The organism is Dysgonomonas gadei ATCC BAA-286 (assembly GCF_000213555.1).
Taxonomy (GTDB): Bacteria; Bacteroidota; Bacteroidia; order Bacteroidales; family Dysgonomonadaceae; genus Dysgonomonas; species Dysgonomonas gadei.
On sequence record NZ_GL891981.1, the window covers coordinates 346,900 to 364,039 of the forward strand.

Annotated in this window: 17 protein-coding genes and 1 pseudogene; 15 read left to right on the plus strand and 3 right to left on the minus strand. The window is 40.1% G+C overall.

What is annotated here, in order from left to right:
* Window positions 1–8: 8 nt before the first annotated feature.
* The 8 genes and pseudogenes from HMPREF9455_RS07960 to HMPREF9455_RS07995 all read left to right on the plus strand — a co-directional run bounded on the left by HMPREF9455_RS07960 (window position 9) and on the right by HMPREF9455_RS07995 (window position 10,109).
* Window positions 9–1,802 carry a glycosyl hydrolase gene (locus tag HMPREF9455_RS07960; RefSeq protein WP_006799130.1) on the plus strand — a complete coding sequence of 598 codons (1,794 nt, stop codon included), beginning with the start codon at window positions 9–11 and terminating at the stop codon, window positions 1,800–1,802.
* Window positions 1,803–1,928: 126 nt separating this feature from the next.
* Window positions 1,929–3,101: a glycoside hydrolase family 130 protein gene (locus HMPREF9455_RS07965; protein ID WP_006799131.1), complete on the plus strand. Its 1,173-nt coding sequence runs from the start codon at window positions 1,929–1,931 to the stop codon at window positions 3,099–3,101.
* A 20-nt stretch (window positions 3,102–3,121) separates the two neighbouring features.
* Window positions 3,122–4,525, plus strand: a complete 1,404-nt coding sequence (locus tag HMPREF9455_RS07970; protein WP_006799132.1) for an MFS transporter — start codon at window positions 3,122–3,124, stop codon at window positions 4,523–4,525.
* Window positions 4,526–4,537: 12 nt separating this feature from the next.
* Window positions 4,538–5,704, plus strand: coding sequence for an AGE family epimerase/isomerase (locus tag HMPREF9455_RS07975; RefSeq protein WP_006799133.1), 1,167 nt, complete (start codon window positions 4,538–4,540; stop codon window positions 5,702–5,704).
* A 17-nt stretch (window positions 5,705–5,721) separates the two neighbouring features.
* Window positions 5,722–6,870, plus strand: coding sequence for a sialidase family protein (locus HMPREF9455_RS07980; RefSeq protein WP_006799134.1), 1,149 nt, complete (start codon window positions 5,722–5,724; stop codon window positions 6,868–6,870).
* A 45-nt stretch (window positions 6,871–6,915) separates the two neighbouring features.
* Window positions 6,916–7,713 (plus strand): annotated as a pseudogene (locus HMPREF9455_RS21240) (glycoside hydrolase family 26 protein); the annotation flags it as partial.
* Between the two features lie 315 nt (window positions 7,714–8,028).
* The gene (locus HMPREF9455_RS21580; RefSeq protein ID WP_044215799.1) at window positions 8,029–8,961 is read left to right on the plus strand and encodes a glycoside hydrolase family 43 protein; all 933 of its coding nucleotides are present in this window, start codon (window positions 8,029–8,031) and stop codon (window positions 8,959–8,961) included.
* Window positions 8,962–8,969: 8 nt separating this feature from the next.
* Window positions 8,970–10,109: an aldose epimerase family protein gene (locus HMPREF9455_RS07995; RefSeq protein ID WP_006799136.1), complete on the plus strand. Its 1,140-nt coding sequence runs from the start codon at window positions 8,970–8,972 to the stop codon at window positions 10,107–10,109.
* 70 nt (window positions 10,110–10,179) lie between these two features.
* Here the strand turns inward: HMPREF9455_RS07995 and HMPREF9455_RS20670 are convergent, their stop codons facing one another.
* The 3 genes from HMPREF9455_RS20670 to HMPREF9455_RS08010 are packed head-to-tail and all read right to left on the minus strand — an operon-like array spanning window position 10,180 to window position 12,272.
* Window positions 10,180–11,424 carry a relaxase/mobilization nuclease domain-containing protein gene (locus tag HMPREF9455_RS20670; RefSeq protein WP_006799137.1) on the minus strand — a complete coding sequence of 415 codons (1,245 nt, stop codon included), beginning with the start codon at window positions 11,422–11,424 and terminating at the stop codon, window positions 10,180–10,182.
* Window positions 11,414–11,770, minus strand: coding sequence for a MobC family plasmid mobilization relaxosome protein (locus HMPREF9455_RS08005; protein WP_006799138.1), 357 nt, complete (start codon window positions 11,768–11,770; stop codon window positions 11,414–11,416). Before HMPREF9455_RS08005 ends, HMPREF9455_RS20670 begins: the two co-directional genes overlap by 11 nt.
* A gap of 7 nt (window positions 11,771–11,777) precedes the next feature.
* Window positions 11,778–12,272, minus strand: coding sequence for a hypothetical protein (locus HMPREF9455_RS08010; RefSeq protein ID WP_006799139.1), 495 nt, complete (start codon window positions 12,270–12,272; stop codon window positions 11,778–11,780).
* Window positions 12,273–12,960: 688 nt separating this feature from the next.
* On the opposite strand from HMPREF9455_RS08010, the gene HMPREF9455_RS08015 reads away from it, so the two are divergent.
* The 7 genes from HMPREF9455_RS08015 (at window position 12,961) to HMPREF9455_RS08045 (ending at window position 17,100) form a co-directional block, all read left to right on the plus strand.
* Window positions 12,961–13,737: a ParA family protein gene (locus HMPREF9455_RS08015; RefSeq protein WP_006799141.1), complete on the plus strand. Its 777-nt coding sequence runs from the start codon at window positions 12,961–12,963 to the stop codon at window positions 13,735–13,737.
* On the plus strand, window positions 13,737–14,237 hold the full coding sequence (locus HMPREF9455_RS20675) for a DUF3408 domain-containing protein (protein WP_006799142.1): 501 nt from the start codon (window positions 13,737–13,739) through the stop codon (window positions 14,235–14,237). The genes HMPREF9455_RS08015 and HMPREF9455_RS20675 overlap by 1 nt, the downstream gene beginning before the upstream one ends.
* The gene (locus HMPREF9455_RS08025) at window positions 14,237–14,827 is read left to right on the plus strand and encodes a hypothetical protein (protein WP_006799143.1); all 591 of its coding nucleotides are present in this window, start codon (window positions 14,237–14,239) and stop codon (window positions 14,825–14,827) included. Before HMPREF9455_RS20675 ends, HMPREF9455_RS08025 begins: the two co-directional genes overlap by 1 nt.
* Before the next feature lie 409 nt (window positions 14,828–15,236).
* Window positions 15,237–15,515, plus strand: a complete 279-nt coding sequence (locus tag HMPREF9455_RS08030; protein ID WP_006799144.1) for a helix-turn-helix domain-containing protein — start codon at window positions 15,237–15,239, stop codon at window positions 15,513–15,515.
* A gap of 1 nt (window position 15,516) precedes the next feature.
* A complete protein-coding gene (locus HMPREF9455_RS08035; protein ID WP_006799145.1) occupies window positions 15,517–15,813 on the plus strand; it encodes a helix-turn-helix domain-containing protein in 297 nt (98 codons plus the stop codon).
* Window positions 15,814–16,123: 310 nt separating this feature from the next.
* Window positions 16,124–16,450 (plus strand): DUF6922 domain-containing protein, encoded by a 327-nt coding sequence (locus HMPREF9455_RS08040; protein WP_006799146.1) that lies wholly within the window; start codon window positions 16,124–16,126, stop codon window positions 16,448–16,450.
* A gap of 8 nt (window positions 16,451–16,458) precedes the next feature.
* Window positions 16,459–17,100, plus strand: a complete 642-nt coding sequence (locus HMPREF9455_RS08045; protein ID WP_052303067.1) for a nucleotidyl transferase AbiEii/AbiGii toxin family protein — start codon at window positions 16,459–16,461, stop codon at window positions 17,098–17,100.
* Window positions 17,101–17,140: the final 40 nt, after the last annotated feature.

Below are 17,140 nucleotides of genomic sequence, written 5' to 3' on the forward strand. Positions count from 1 at the left end.
AATGAAACATGAAAAAAGTAAATTTTATTTTATTATTACTTTCCGCATTATTTATAACGGCCTGTAATAATGATGAAAAAACAGAAGACATATCTTCTGATTCGGTGATGCATCAAAAGTCTGCACAAAGTAATCGCTACGAAGCAGAATATGCATTATTGTCAGCAGATGCTGTTATTGAAAATAGCATAGCAGGCTATTCTGGTTCGGGTTATGTTAATCAAAAATCAGGCAATATTTCTTTCAAGGTAAATGTTCGTGAAGCAGGTGAGTACAGCATTATTTTTCGTTATTCCAGTGGTGGCGAATATAAAGAGAATGACTTACTGGTAAATGGAAACTCTATAGCTACAGTCAAGTTTAATGCAGCCTCCGGCTGGCAAACAATACTACAGTCAGACATAACACTTCAATCGGGTGAAAACACCATAACAATTAAAAAAAACTGGGGCTGGATATATCTGGACTATATAGAAATTGTATCGCAAGGACCTGTGAAATATGAAGCAGAACAGGCTTCGTTAACTGGTGGAGCTCTAGTCGCCAATTCGCTTGGAGGCTATTCGGGTACAGGATATGCAGATCAGCGGGGCGGTGATATTACTTTCGATATCACAGTTCCCTATAATGGACAATACACTCTCGGCTTCCGTTATTCGAACAGTAATGAATATAAAGAAAATGACCTTCTTGTAAACGGGCAGTTCATTCAGATACTAGCATTTAATGGAGCTAGCGACTGGAGCATGCTCCAAGTAGGACCAATCAGTTTAAATGCCGGAACAAACACTGTTACTGTACAAAAAAACTGGGGCTGGATATACTTGGACTATATGGAAGTGTCAGCTTACCAATCAGTCAGTTTTAATATTGATGCAGCTTTGGTTACTAAAAATCCTTCAGCAGAAAGTGTAAACCTTTATAATTTCCTGAAAGATAACTTTGGGAAGAAGACCATATCCGGAGCTATGGCAAATTATAGTACAGGTCTGGAAGAAGCTACATGGATGTATGAGCAGACCGGTAAATGGCCGGCACTAGCAGCCTTCGATTTCATTAATTACACAAGAGATTGGGGAACAATTAACTTTAACGAATTAGTCAATAATTCCAAGGCCTGGTGGGCTAATAATGGTATCGTTTCTCTACTATGGCACTGGCGTGACCCTCTGTGGGTCAATGATGAGTTTTATACGGAGAAAACATCTTTTGATATTAGCAAAATAGATGATACGAACTCTGCCGAATATAAAGCGATGATCAGAGATATAGATATTGTAGCTCAATATTTGAAGCAACTGAAAGAGGCTAAAGTACCTATTCTGTGGAGACCATTGCATGAAGCAAGCGGCAAATGGTTTTGGTGGGGAGCAAAAGGTAGTAACTCATACAAAAAACTATGGGTTATTACATACGACCGTATGGTTAATTACCACGGGCTTAATAATCTGATATGGGTATGGACAAGCGAGGCTGATGATCCAGACTGGTATCCGGGCGATGATTATGTAGATATTGTAGGTATGGATATTTATCCCGGCGAAAACCAGCATGGCTCACAATACGTGAAATTTAATAAGGTTAAAGAATTAGTAAATGGCAAAAAGATTATCGCTTTGAGTGAATGCGGTTCAATTCCTGATATCGATTCCATGTTCAGCAAAGGGGACACCTGGTCTTGGTTTATGCCGTGGAACGGAGATTTTCTTCGTTCCGACAAACACAATGGAGCATCATACATCAAAAATGTATTTAAAGACAGCAGAGTTATTACAAGGGATCAAATGCCTAGTTTGAAGTAAGCTGTCTATTTCGACAAGCTCCATTCATAGTGTAAATAGTGTGTAATCAGATATTTGTATTCTATCCCGTTGTATAAAGGGTAACGGGATAGATTATCTAACGAAATAATTATAAAAAAAGAAGCAATGAACGAACTATTTAACAAACGCTTACAATCTGTTACGGCAGAATACGAAAAATTAATAAGCAGAAAGAACAAGGCTGTATTGCCGGGTAATGGCATTTACGAACGTTATACTTATCCTGTAATCACAGCCGAACACACACCCGTCTGCTGGCGTTACGATATGTCTCCCGAAAGTAATCCTTATTTTATGGAACGTTTCGGGATCAACGGGACATTCAATGCCGGAGCTATTAAATGGAAGGACAGATATCTGCTTGTAGTACGGGTTGAAGGCAACGACCGTAAATCGTTCTTTGCCATAGCTGAAAGTCCTAACGGGATAGATAATTTTCAATTTTGGGATTATCCGATAACGCTTCCTGAAACAGAAGACCCGGATATCAATGTTTACGATATGCGTCTGACGGCTCACGAAGACGGATGGATTTACGGAGTATTCTGTTCCGAACGCAAAGACCCGGATGCTTCGGCGGGAGATTTATCATCGGCTGTTGCGGCTGCGGGTATTGTTCGCACCAAAGATCTCAAAACATGGGAGCGACTTCCCGACCTTAAAACAAAAAGCCAGCAACGCAATGTTGTATTACACCCCGAGTTTGTTAATGGCAAGTATGCTTTATACACCCGTCCTCAGGATGGATTTATCGACACCGGCAGTGGTGGTGGCATCGGTTGGGCATTGATTGATGATATAACAAATGCGGTTGTTAAAGAGGAACGGATAATCAATCACCGTCACTATCATACCATAAAAGAATTGAAAAATGGCGAAGGTCCACACCCGATAAAAACTACTAAAGGCTGGTTGCACCTGGCACACGGTGTTCGCAGTTGCGCTGCCGGATTGCGTTATGTGTTATACCTTTACCTGACTGATCTGGCACAACCTGATAAATTGATTGCCGAGCCGGCAGGGCACTTAATGTCTCCTATGGGTGAAGAACGTATCGGCGATGTATCTAACGTATTGTTTACGAATGGATGGATTGCCGACGAAGATGGCACAGTGTATATCTATTATGCATCGAGTGATACACGTATGCATGTGGCTGTTTCGTCAATAGACCGCCTATTGGATTATTGTTTGAATACACCTGCCGATGGATATCGCTCGGCAACATCAGTGCAAGCTCTAACTAAAATCATAAAGAATAATTTGGAGTCTAAATAACTCCTAACCACAGACAATCCATGATAAATACAGATAAAGTAACACTAAAAGAAAAAATAGGATATGGATTTGGCGATGCAGCCTCATCCATGTTCTGGAAACTATTCGGTATGTACCTGATGTTCTTCTATACCGATGTATTCGGTATGGAAGCTAAGGTTGTAGGAACAATGTTCCTTGTCACCCGCATCTGGGATTCAATTTTCGACCCCATCATCGGCGTCATTGCAGACCGCATAGAAACCAAGTGGGGTAAGTTCCGTCCATTTATCCTTTTTCTGGCTATTCCCTTTGCCATCATCGGGGTATTCACATTCTATACACCCGAATTTGGCACCACCGGTAAGATTGTATATGCTTACGTAACCTATTCGTTGATGATGATGGTTTATTCGGCTATCAATGTGCCTTATGCCTCTTTGCTTGGTGTTATAAGTCCCAACCCCAAAGAAAGGAATGTACTTTCTACTTTCCGTATGGTGTTTGCCTATATCGGTAGCTTTGTTACTTTACTGTTGTTTATGCCGATGGTCAATTATTTCAGTAATGGCAGTAAAATCATTTCAGACCAGCAATATGGCTGGCTGATGGCTGTGGTGATAATCGCAATAGCCTGTGCTATCCTTTTCTTCTTTTGCTTTGCCTTTACAAAAGAAAGAGTAAAACCGATGAAAGAGGAACAAACACCTCTGAAAGATGATTTGCGTGATCTATTCAGGAATAAACCTTGGTGGATATTGTTGGGGGCAGGGGTTTCGGCACTGATATTCAACTCGATCAGGGATGGTGCTACAATCTATTATTTCAAATACTTTATCGACGAAGAAAACTTTGGAACAATCAGTCTTTTAAATATTCCTTTTGTGCTCAGTGGCTTATATCTGGCTTTAGGGCAGGCAGCCAATATAATCGGGGTAATCCTAGCTGCGCCTGTAAGTAACCGTATCGGGAAGAGGTACACCTACATGGGGGCGATGGTAATAGCCACCGTACTTAGTATTGTTTTCTATTGGTTGGGTAAAGATAGTCTGGTTTTGATCTTTACGCTGCAAGTACTTATAAGCATATGTGCAGGAAGTATTTTCCCGCTGTTGTGGTCTATGTATGCCGATTGTGCCGACTATTCGGAACTAAAAACTGGGAACCGGGCCACAGGTCTTATATTTAGTTCATCATCTATGAGCCAGAAACTAGGGTGGGCGGTAGGTACAGCGCTAACCGGATGGCTCTTGGGTTATTTCGGATTTCAGGCAAATCAGGCGCAAAGTGCCGAGACCATAAACGGCATAAAGATGTTTCTCAGCTTTCTGCCTGCGGTAGGTACGGTATTGTCGGTTGTATTCATTTACTTCTATCCACTGACAGAGAAGAAGCTTGAAGAAATAACGACCGAATTGAATAAAAAGAGAGAAGGACAGCTTTAAAAATATTCGAAAATGGAAGCATTCAGAAACGAACTAACAAATAATATACTGTCATTTTGGGTTGATAAGATGCAGGACAACACACATGGTGGATTCTATGGTTGCCTAGATGGGAACGATATTTTACACAAAGATGCAAACAAAGGGGCTATACTGAATTGCCGCATACTGTGGACTTTTTCGGCTGCATACCGTCTTTTCCGTGACCCACAGTATTTGACGATTGCTAAACGAGCTTTCGATTATATACAAACCTATTTCATAGACAAGGAGTATGGCGGAGTATATTGGGAGCTGGACTGTGAGGGTAATCCCATAAATACAAAGAAACAGACTTATGTACAGGGATTTGCATTATATGGCTTCTCTGAATACTATAGGGCTGTTAGCGATGAAAAGGCTTTGGAGTTAGCAAAAGAATTTTTCTACCTGATAGAAAAAACTAAAGACAAAAAACGAGGAGGATATTTCGAGGCTTTCACTCGCGAATGGCAAGCGATCGACGATATGCGTTTGAGCGAAAAAGATGCTAACGAGAAAAAGACAATGAATACCCACCTGCATATATTAGAACCCTATACTAACCTATGCCGTATTTGGCAGAATTCTCAATTGCAAGTTGTTCAACGGGAGTTGATAGAAATATTTAGATGTCAGATACTCGACAGCAATACATATCATCTGAATCTATTCTTTGATGAAGATTGGCAGGTGAAATCTACAGTTATTTCCTACGGACATGATATCGAAGCTGCGTGGTTATTGTACGAAGCCGCAGAGGTGTTAGCGGATAAACCTCTGTTGGATGAAATAAAAATACTTTCGTTGAAGGTGGCAGATGCCGCATCAGAAGGTATACAGGCAGATGGTAGTCTGATTTACGAAAAAAATGGAGATCATCCCGATTATGAGCGTCATTGGTGGGTACAAGCCGAAGCTATTGTAGGCTATATGTATGCTTATAAATTGTCGGGAAATGCTAGTTATAAACAGAAAGCTGTTGATGTCTGGGAATATATAAAAGAAAACCTGATTGATAGAGAAAACGGAGAGTGGTATTGGAGTCGTTTTGGAGATGGGGCAATCAACAGGAAAGATGATAAAGCCGGTTTCTGGAAGTGCCCTTATCATAACGGACGTATGTGCATGGAAATGATAGAAAATTTTAGTTCTAATTAAACCTTATTTTATATATCATGAAAAGGATTTTATTTATCATAGTAGCTCTTGTGCTTACCTCTATGGTGAAGGCTCAGGATTCTGATAACCCTCCCGGAATAGTAATTAAACATGTTTCATCCCAAACGCAAAAATATATAGGCTCACCCAGCATTTGCATTATGCCTGATGGGGATTATATTGTTTCGCATGACGAGTTTGGTCCTAAATCGAGAGAGTTCGAATCGGCTAATACATACATCTATCGATCCCAAGACAAGGGATTGACCTGGGACAGTATTGCCAGGGTGCATGGGCAATTTTGGTCAAACCTCTTTCTGGTGAATAAGGACTTATATATCATGGGAACGAACAAGCATCATGGAAACTTGATTATAAGAAAGTCGGTAGATGGAGGACATACATGGACAATACCTTATGACGGACAGAATGGCTTGATTCTGGAAGGCGAATATCATACTGCCCCTGTGCCGATCGTGTTTCACAAGGGACGTGTATGGAGGGCTGTTGAGTATGCTACTGCCAAAACTACCGAATGGGGCAAACGGTACAGTGCAATGATTGTTTCAGCTCCAATCGACTCGGATTTGCTCAACGCTAAAAATTGGATCAGATCAAACCATTTGGAATATAATGCAGATTATCTCGAAGGGCGCTTTGCTGCTTGGCTTGAGGGTAATGTCGTGGTTAGTCCCGAAAATGAGGTAGTGGATGTTTTGCGGGTGAATCAGCATGAAGCAGGAGAAGAGAAGATTGCAATTGTTAAAGTATCCGACAGTTCGAATGTTTTTTTCAGTCCTCAAGATTTTTATACAATGCCCGGTGGGTCGAAAAAGTTTACAATACGCTACGATGACAAATCGAAAAAATATTGGGCTATAGTGAATGACGTGCTGCCGACATATAAGGATAAAAATCCACATGCTGTGAGAAACCATCTATCTCTGATTTCTTCTCCCGATCTGAAAAATTGGTCTGCCTGCAAATCTATTTTATTCCATCCCGATAGTGATAAGCACGGCTTTCAGTATATCGATTGGGTATTTGACGGAAATGATATTATATTCGTATCTCGCACAGCCTATGATGACAAGGACGGCGGTGCCAATAATTATCATGATGCTAACTTTCTGACTTTCCACAGAATAGAAAATTTTAGGAAATAAGAAGAACCTTGATTAAAAAAAGTCTGAAACCATAAAGTAAGCCTGATGAAGAAAATCTGTCTTTATATTACTCTATCTCTATACACTATTGCAGGGATAGCTCAATCCGACAAGGACATAATAACGGTAGATAAGAAAGCGACTGCCGGGACTAAAGCTCTTTATTTTAATTTGTTGAAAATACAAAATGAAGGGGGAATCATTTTTGGTCAGCAGGATGCCACTCTTTATGGGTGCAGTTGGTCGGGGGAGACTGATCGGAGTGATGTGAAAGATATCACGGGTACACATCCGGCAATAATTGGTTTAGACTTTGAGAGCATTACCCGACAGGACGATAAGGAGCTAAGGACACGACAAACACAGCAGCTCGTAGATGAGGCGAAAAAAACTTACAGAAGAGGCGGGATAATTACTTTTTCGTGGCATATGCGGAACCCGGCCAATGATGGTAGTTTTTATTGGGAAAAGAACCCTGTAAAAGCTGTATCTGATATATTGCCAGGTGGTAGTCTGCATGAAACCTATAAAAGATATCTGAAAACTGTGGCTGAGGTTTCATCTCAGTTTGTGAATGATAACGGAGAGTTGATCCCTATTATTTTTCGCCCTTTTCACGAATTCGACGGTGAGTGGTTTTGGTGGGGAAAGGGACATTGCACCAAGGAAGAATATATCTCTTTGTGGCAATTTACGATTAATTACCTCAAAGATGATTCAGGTGTACATAATTTTCTTTATGCTTTTTCGCCCGATTGCAGATTTGAGACAGCAAATGAGTATTTAAACTACTATCCAGGAGATGAATATGTCGATATTTTAGGGGTAGACGATTATTGGGATTTCAGACCTGATGGAGCTAACGACCCGAGTTTAGCTGAACATAAACTTAGGATTGTCTCAAATATAGCGAGTTCTAAAAATAAGGTAGCTGCATTTACCGAAACAGGATTGGAAGGGGTAAAAGACCCTAAGTGGTACACCACAAAATTATTGCCCATATTACAGAAAGTAAAACTTTCTTATGTAATGGTTTGGCGGAATGCAAATGATATGGAGCATCATTTTTATACTCCGACCAAAGGTCATCCTGCCGAAAAAGATTTTCTCCTGTTTTCTAAGGAACCTAATATATTGTTCGAATCCGATTTGAGCGATATGTACAAAATCAGCTCATCGGATATTACAGGCAATCCTATTTTTAGGGGTTGGTATGCCGATCCCGAAGCCGTGATTTATGCCGACAAGTATTGGGTATATCCAACCTATTCAGGTGCAACCTATACCGATCAGGTATATCTCGATGCTTTTTCATCCCCCGACTTGGTGAACTGGACAAAGCATAGCCAAGTTTTAGACACTATTTCTGTTAAATGGATATGGAGAGCCATGTGGGCTCCTGCGGCATTTGAGAAGGACGGACGTTATTATTTGCTGTTTGGGGGGAATGACATCCAAAACGATAATGAATATGGCGGTATAGGTATTGCCGTAGCCGACAAGCCCGAAGGTCCTTTCAAGGACTATTTAAGTAAACCTCTGATAGATAAGTTTCATAATGGGGCGCAACCCATCGATCAATTCGTATTTAAGGACAGTGATGGGTCGTATTATCTGTATTATGGAGGCTGGAGGCACTGCAATGTGGCAAAGTTTAATGATGACTTTACCGACTTTGTACCCCTATCTGATGGTTCTATATTTAAAGAAGTTACACCTGACGGTTATGTAGAAGGACCGTTTATGTTTATTCGCAATGGTAAGTACTACTTCATGTGGTCAGAGGGTGATTGGGTTGGACCTGACTATTGTGTGGCTTATGCCATTTCCGATAATCCTTTTGGTCCATTTGAAAGAATAGGAAAGATATTACAACAGAATCCAAAGATAGCAACTGGTGCAGGACATCATTCTGTTGTTCATGAACCGAAATCAAATAAATGGTATATCTTTTATCATCGCCACCCTTTGGATAGAGAAGAAGGATATTGCAGAGAGACTTGCATTGAGGAGATGCAGTTTGATAATAAAGGGTTTATAAAGCCTGTAACTATAACCAATGTGGGAGTACATAAAAATGAGTTAAAATAAAGAATGAAATGAAGAAAATAGCTTCTTTTTTTATTATCGCAATATTACTTATAACAGCTTGTGCTAGAAAAGTGAGTCAAAAACAGGATATAACTTTATCAGGTTTAAGCAAAACGAATTTTAGAACAGAGGTCGATGGCAAGCAGACTTACTTATTTGTTTTATCCAATAAAAAAGGGATGGAAGTTTGCATTACCAATTTTCGAGGACGAATTGTCTCTATCATGGTTCCTGATAAAAATGGACAAATGAAAGATGTCGTTTTGGGATTTGATTCGATTCAAGATTACATCAATACACCGAGCGATTTTGGAGCCTCTATCGGACGGTATGCCAACCGTATAAACAAGGGTCTGTTCGAACTTGATAATGTAAAATATCAATTGTCAACTAATAATTTGGGACATTGTTTGCTCGGTGGTAGCAAAGGGTTTCAATATGTAGTATACGATGTAGTCTTGATAGACAATAGAATTCTCAAACTAAGCTATTTGGCTATAGATGGGGAACAAGGTTTTCCCGGAAATATGTCTTGTGATGTTTTATTTACACTAACTGAGGATAATGCTATCGCGATCAAATATAGTGCTGCTGCAGATAAACCTACAATTATTAATATGACAAATCATTCGTATTTTAATTTGGATGGGAATCCTAATATTAAAAATACGGATTGGCTGCTAACTCTCAATGCCGATAACTATACCCCTATTGATTCTACTTTCATAACTACCGGAGAAATCGTTACAGTTGAAGGAACACCTTTCGATTTCAGAAAACCGATGGCTATCGGTAAGAGAATAAATAACGAGAATCAACAATTAAAGAATGGAAATGGATATGACCATAATTGGGTTTTAAATACAGGTGGCGATATTTCAAAAATTGCAGCGACATTAAAATCTAAAGAAACTGGCATTATTTTAGATGTATATACTACAGAACCTGGGATTCAATTGTATACTGGTAATTTTTTAGATAGTACAATCGTAGGTAAAAAAAGAATTATCTATCAACAACGAGCATCTGTTTGTCTTGAGATTCAGAAATATCCAGATTCGCCTAACAAAGAGGATTGGCCCTCCCCAATACTTCGTCCTGAAGAGAAATATGAAAGTGAAACAATTTTTAAATTTTCAGTAGAATAGACTTTTGCTGAGTCTTGTATTTACTGTAGACTATATTATATACTATATCTATTTTGTCTTTTGTATAAACTCATCCTAATTTGGGACCCAGTTTTCTTTTATCCGACTGTTGACTTTGTTTTTGGCTTTTATTTCCCTTATTCACTTTCAATATTCTCGGGTCATTCCATGATTCTATATACTTTTTATCCCTTTTATTCTCTTTCCAGAGATACGGATATGCAAAATCATGGCCTCCCCACCACTTGACTTTAGCTTTAGTGACGTGGCCTGCTTCTATAAGCATTTTATCCCTGATACGCATCTCATACCTGCCATACTTAACAAACCCATCCGGATTCTCCTTAGACGAAAAAGCTTTGTCCTTTTCATCATTGAGGAATACATAGGAAGAAAATGTTCCATCATTATCCTTCTTTTTAAGACCTTCCAGATATATAAAGCCATCCTCTTCCAAGATTTGCCACTGTTCTGGCGTTAATTTAACCCCACCGATAGAACGTACCTTCGGTTTCCTTTCTGCCGGCTGTTCTACTTTCGGTGTCGGCATCTCCTGCTGTAGCTCTCTTGAGGCTTGTTGCTGTAACAATTCGATGTTCTTTTGAAACGCTTTTTTTAGATTCCCGAAGCTAAATTTGCGATCAATCTGCGAGCCTTTGAAAGCTATATTGTTATACCGAAACGATACCCCTTCGATCTGATTGGTACCTCGTTTGAATTTATATTCGAGTTCAATACCGAACTTTTGAAGACTAAATCGTAAATCAGCAGGATTCTTACACTTCGGTAAAACAGCTTTAATAGCATCATGGATATAATATTTTACCTTATCCGGATCATTGAGTTTCTCCCTTTTCACCCGATCTTTTCCCTTGCCATACGTCAGATTGTATTTATCCTTTAGCTTCTTACAGGTCTTGATATTCCGCTTATAATCGTTATTGACAGATATCAGTTTTAAGTCATTGTTAATGCGGTTATAGACAATGTGCAGATGTTCATTGTCGGCATTGTGATGCCTTACAATAATATACTGGGTATTTTTAATCCCCATTTCCAGCATATATTCTCTCGCCAATTGTACCATAAAATCATTGGTCATCCTTGCTTTGTCTTCGGGTGCAAATGATATAGGGATATGCCCGACAGGTTGTTTTATCTCTTTTCTACCTGATCGCTGCATGGCAAAACTGCGGATCATATCTTTGGTATTATCCGCCCATACGCCCTCCGCTTCCAGCAATTCAGCCGTCTCATTCATTACATATTGGACACATCCCTTAAATGACTTCCCTTTTATATTTTTAGCGATCATCTAGCAGCTTTTTGATTTTAGTAGTTATACTTATTACCTCCATCGCCGTATTGGCAAGACCTGATTTATTGGCCTGCCTGGCTATTTGGTTCAGATTATTAGCCATCCCCGAGAGTTTACGCATCAAATCCAAATCTTCCAGAGAGAAACGGAGTTTAACACTTCCCTTAAGTATCATCTCCCGTGCGTACTGTGTAGCTTTCATTCCCAACTTTTCCGCTTTCTCTTTCACGGAATTAAAATCCTTCTCGCTCAGCTTGAGGTTAATCGAACAGGAAAGTTTCTCTTTTTTCTTCCTGGGTCTCCCACGAAGAACCTTTGCTTCCAATTTATTTTCACGTTCCATAGCTTTTCTATTTCATGTTATGGAAAACTATCAGATGCCTTTTAGCATCTGAGCGGGACGTAACGCAAGCGACCACCGGGAGATGAAGTGGAGTCTGCGCCTGCAGCCCGGACTTTTTGCGACCGTCGGGAGCGAAATCCGCAGGCTGCCAAGTGACCTCAGAACAGGCGACCATCGGGAGTGTGTTTTGAAGCAGAAGATAAATCCTAAGGGTACCGGATTTATCTTCCGCGTGGTCACAGCCCCCTGCAAGGGCAAGGTATTTTCGGAAGTAAGTCAAAAAGTCTCGGAGAGCTTTTTGGGTTACCCGAAAGATTACCTTGCTCCTTTGACGACGAGAAAAAAATAAAGAGGTGGTAGTCTCTTTATTTTTTGAATTGGCGGCAACCGTTAAACACCCTCCGGAACATAAAACCATACAGTCCGGACATTTAATTGTTACATCATTTTTAAAAATGCGGCTTGGATAAGAGGCCGCTGATAGTGCTTTTTTACTTTTCATAAGTCTGTTATTTTAATGATACAGACCACGAATTAAATAATAATATTTCTTGAATTACAATGCTTTACCCGGATCGGATTTAGCTGCGGGGACTCGCTGTAAATTACTGTTTCAGGCATAAAAATATCGGTGCGAACTGCTTCGATCTGCTATAGCGGAAAATCAGGAAAGTTTTCCGTATCAGTAAATATTGTTTTTTTACAACACATTCGCCTAAGCCCGGAATAATCCGACTCTTTTCTGGAGCAAAATAAAGTCATTCTATGCAATAGAAACGAGTGTTATGTATTGATAAATAAGTTGTTATATATTCGTGCCTGAAAGTCTGATAAACTTACAATTTGCAGATTTGATAAACAGCAAAACGGATAACTATCGATATGTCGATAGAATTTGAAAGTTTGAAGATCTGCCGTTTTTCAGACTTGAAATTTTTCAAATTATTTTCTGATTTTGAAAAATTGGAAATTATCAAACTTGAAAATTCGGTGATTTGAAAACATGTAAACATGTAAACATGAAAATTTTCAATATCGCATGAAAGGTTGAAAAGTTGCACTTCTTCAAACTTTATTGAAAATAAGACGATTTTAAAATCTGTTAGGTATTCCTAAAACTTTCAATTAAGAAGTAAAAGCTGAAAATTTTCTAATTCATCATATGTCTAATTTTAAAACTATCAATCCGTATGAAACAGAAACCTTTATTTATCGCTTTCTCCACCCAGAAGGGCGGAGTCGGCAAGAGTACATTCACCGTACTGGCAGCAAGCCTGCTACATTATCAGAAAGGATTGAATGTTGCCGTGATAGACTGCGACTATCCGCAGTGCAGCGTCTATGAAATGCGCAAAAGGGAAATACGTCAACTGGAGACCAACCTGCATTACCAATCCAAAGCTATTGAGCTGTTCGAATCACAGGGTAAGCAAACCTATCCGATTGTCTGTGCCAAGCCCGAAGAGGCTATAGCCAGAGCACAAGCGTTTTTATCAGAAGAGGCTGCCGCTTATGATATGGTCTTTTTCGACCTGCCCGGCACCATCAACAACGAGGGTGTGATTACTACTTTTATGGGCATGGATTATGTCTTTGTACCGATGTCCCCTTCCCGGCTCTCGATGGAAAGCACCCTCTCGTTTATTATTCCCGCCAGCGAGTTGATACAGGAACATACGGATATAAAGCTAAAAGCTATCCACCTGTTCTGGAACCGTATCGACGGGCGTATCAAAAAAGAATGGCTCACCCATTACCAAGGCGTTATCCGGGAGTTCGGTTTATCCCTTATGCAGACAGCCATTCCCCAATCCGTCCGCTATGACAGGGAGCAATCTCTGGAGGGCAGCGATGCCGTCTTTCTCTCCACCATATTCCCTGCCGATAAGAACCTGGTCAAAGGCAGCAACCTAGATCTGCTGGTCGATGAAATACTGGAAATTATTCACTTAAGACCTCAGATCTAATGGCAACAGATAAAACAACAAATAGATACGAAGACCTGCTCAAATCGGCACATAAAGGAATCGATCTGGATCAGCCTGTACACAAAACAGGGCAGGAAGAAAAAGTAGCAGAGCCTGTAGATACAATACCTGTCGATGTAGTCGCGGATGGTTCAGATCCTGCGAAGATGGAACCGAATGCAAAACCGGATAATCCACCTGCATCAACAACATCGATATCAACAGAACTGCCTTCATCTAAAACTCCCGGAAAGAAAAAACGTAAAACCCAGGATGACTATCAGGATGTGTTCTTTGTACGGGTGGATTTTACCCATCGTAAACCACTTTATATTACGGCTGCCACCCATCGCAGGCTGATGCGTATTGTCCACCTGATGGATGAATCCAAAGCCACGATCAGCAGCTATGTGGAAAATATCATCCTGAACCACCTGGAAACCTTCAGAGAAGATATAGATACTATTTACCGTACAAACAATCTTAATCCGACAGAATAATGGATACATTTATAAAAATACTTATAGCCATAAACCTGTGGCTATGGACCGGATTGTTTCTGAGCAATCCATCGCTTCGAAAGGCATTCGTGGATATGCATCGCAGCATGGCATCGGATCTATATGAAGCAATGAAGAAACAACTGGTAAAGCTATCTGGGATAGCAGTCGGCTTTATATCACATAAATTAAGAAAAGCTTCACATTACATCGAAGAGAGCAGCTATGAGCTTCGTGTAAGCGTAGCCCGCTCGCTTGTCAGTAAGGAGCTGTTAGAAGAATTAATGCATAAAAACCTTGTCTATGCCATCTCCCGGGCACGGATGATGGATCAGGGAGATTCCGGGGTGATGTGGGATGATCTTGAGACAATGGCAGATCTGGCTACCGGAAAAGAGGTTGGCTACGAAGGTCGGAAAACTTCGGTAGAGACAGCTTTTAAACTATGCAATACGGATTTCTTTGAACAACTGATCACCCGTATTCCCCGTGCCCAGGAACGCATCCTGTTGGCACTGGACCGGATAGAAGATAGTAGTCCTTATGAGTCGGTCAGAAATGAAGCATACCGCAAGTTTATAAGACAGTAAGCATATTCGAGTAAAGAATTAGAAATATATAAGATCGGGATAGACAATTAGAATCAGCCCACGAATTAATTTTCGTGGGCTGATTGTCAATTATATTATATGATCCACATGGTATAGAATAAATACAATGGCAATGCCATCGGCTTCCAAACTGGAGCCACTGGCTACCATCAGACTGTAAACCCGGAAAACACTCCTGAATTAATTCTTTCTTTGTCCGTGTATTGGTTTACATTTTTTTTCGACAACCTATTTCAGGAAAAGATAACCTATTTTGGTATAAGACAGAATGTGCAAAGGTGACAAATGACGACAAATAGCGACAAATGACGTCACATAGGAAAAACTTACCATTTAGTGGTATATATTGCGATTGTAAACGAATTTTATTAATTAAAAAAGAATTTATATGGAAGTAATAAACATTGAAGCCGGAGCTTTTGAAGCGATGATGAACCGTTTCGAAGCTCTTACCCAGAAAGTGGAAAACCTGTGCGGATATCATCAGGATAAGAGTCTGAACCGCTGGCTGGATAATCAGGATGTATGCCAGATACTTAGCATCTCGAAACGTACCCTGCAAACCTACCGGGATAACGGTACGCTGGCTTATACCCAGATCAACCATAAAATATTCTACAAGCCTGAAGATGTGGAATCAGTTATTAACAAATTAAAATCAAAGTAGTATGAGCAATGAAATTATTACAAGAGAAAACGATCGTATAAAAAGATTCTTTAGTTCATTGGATAGGATGCTGGACAAGATCGAAGCCGCGCTGACAGGATGCAAGCCGACACTAAACGGGGAACGTTTTCTGAGCGATCCTGAAGTATCGGACAGGCTAAAGGTCAGTCGCAGAACCTTGCAGGATTACCGCACAACTGGGAAAATACCTTATATCCAGTTAGGAGGTAAGGTACTTTATCGGGAAAGCGATATACAGAAGCTATTGGAGGAAAACTACCGTAAAGGATGGCAGTGAACTTCAGATGTGGACTAAGCTAGCCCAAACCCAACTATTTTTTCTTTTTTATCCGGTAACTTTTACCACACAGCAAGCAATGGTAAATAAGACAAAGCTTTTCCTGTTAAGGAAAACCCATCAGGGCTTCGGCTTTGGCATTTTACCGGCTTGCTGTTCCGTCGTGGACGGATAAATATGAAAATCATTATTTAATCAATTTTGTTTAATCATGGATAGAAGCAGCATGACAATAGCAATTAATTCTTTATAATAGGAACCATTCGGATAGAAATACTTATTTTTGTTTTGATAAATAATAAAATGCAGTATGTGGTCTGACTGGAAAGAACAAATCAAACACCAGCCAAAGGTAAGGCACAGTTTATTGTGGGAATATGACCTTTGCAGTTTTGACTGGCAGTATATGCGGGCTCTGGTAGTAGAGCGTGTCATAGAAAGAGGCTGGGATGAGGATTATTATGCCCTGTTCGCTCTTTACGGGGGAATGGATGGTGTCAGACGAATCATACGGGATGAAGTATTGATCCTTTCCGATAAAGATATTGCTTTTGTTTGTACTGCTTTTAACTTAAAAAAGGAGGATCTCAAATGTTACATACGCAAACAGTCGAGACAGGCACTTATGAACTCTTAAAATCTATTATGAGTGACACCGTATTCGATCAATTCTCATTGGCCGGAGGTACTGCTTTGTCATTGCTTATCGGACATAGGAAAAGCATTGATCTGGATTTATTTACTGTAGACGAATTCAACCCTTCATGGATTGAAAAATACTTGCAGGATAAATATGCTTTCAGAGGTGATTTCAGGGAAGGTTTCAGCCTGAAAGGTGAAGTGAACGGTGTGAAACTGGATTTCATACGCCATGACTATCCGGATGTAGAAGCTAGAATACAGGATGATGGCATACGCTTATACAGTCTGAAGGATATTGCAGCAATGAAACTATCGGCTATTGCCGACAATGGTACCCGGTTGAAAGACTTTATCGATGTGGCTTATTTATCGGGATATTTATCCCTGAAAGAAATGCTGACGGCATTTGGAACAAAATATCCACAGACAAACCCCTATCGGGCAGCCAAAGGGCTTAGTTATTATGATGATATCCGTTTTACGGAAAAGATAGACCTTTTGGGTAAAGACTTCAGATGGGAGGATATTACTGCCCGTCTGTCAGCCATGACCAAGGAAGAAAACAAACGTTTTGGTCTGTTGGATAAAGTTCAAAAAGAAGAACGGGTTCAAATTCCAAGAAGAAAAAGTAGGGGGATAAGGTGAGTTGCTCGCTTAAATAAAACCATGCTTCCTTTTTCTTTTT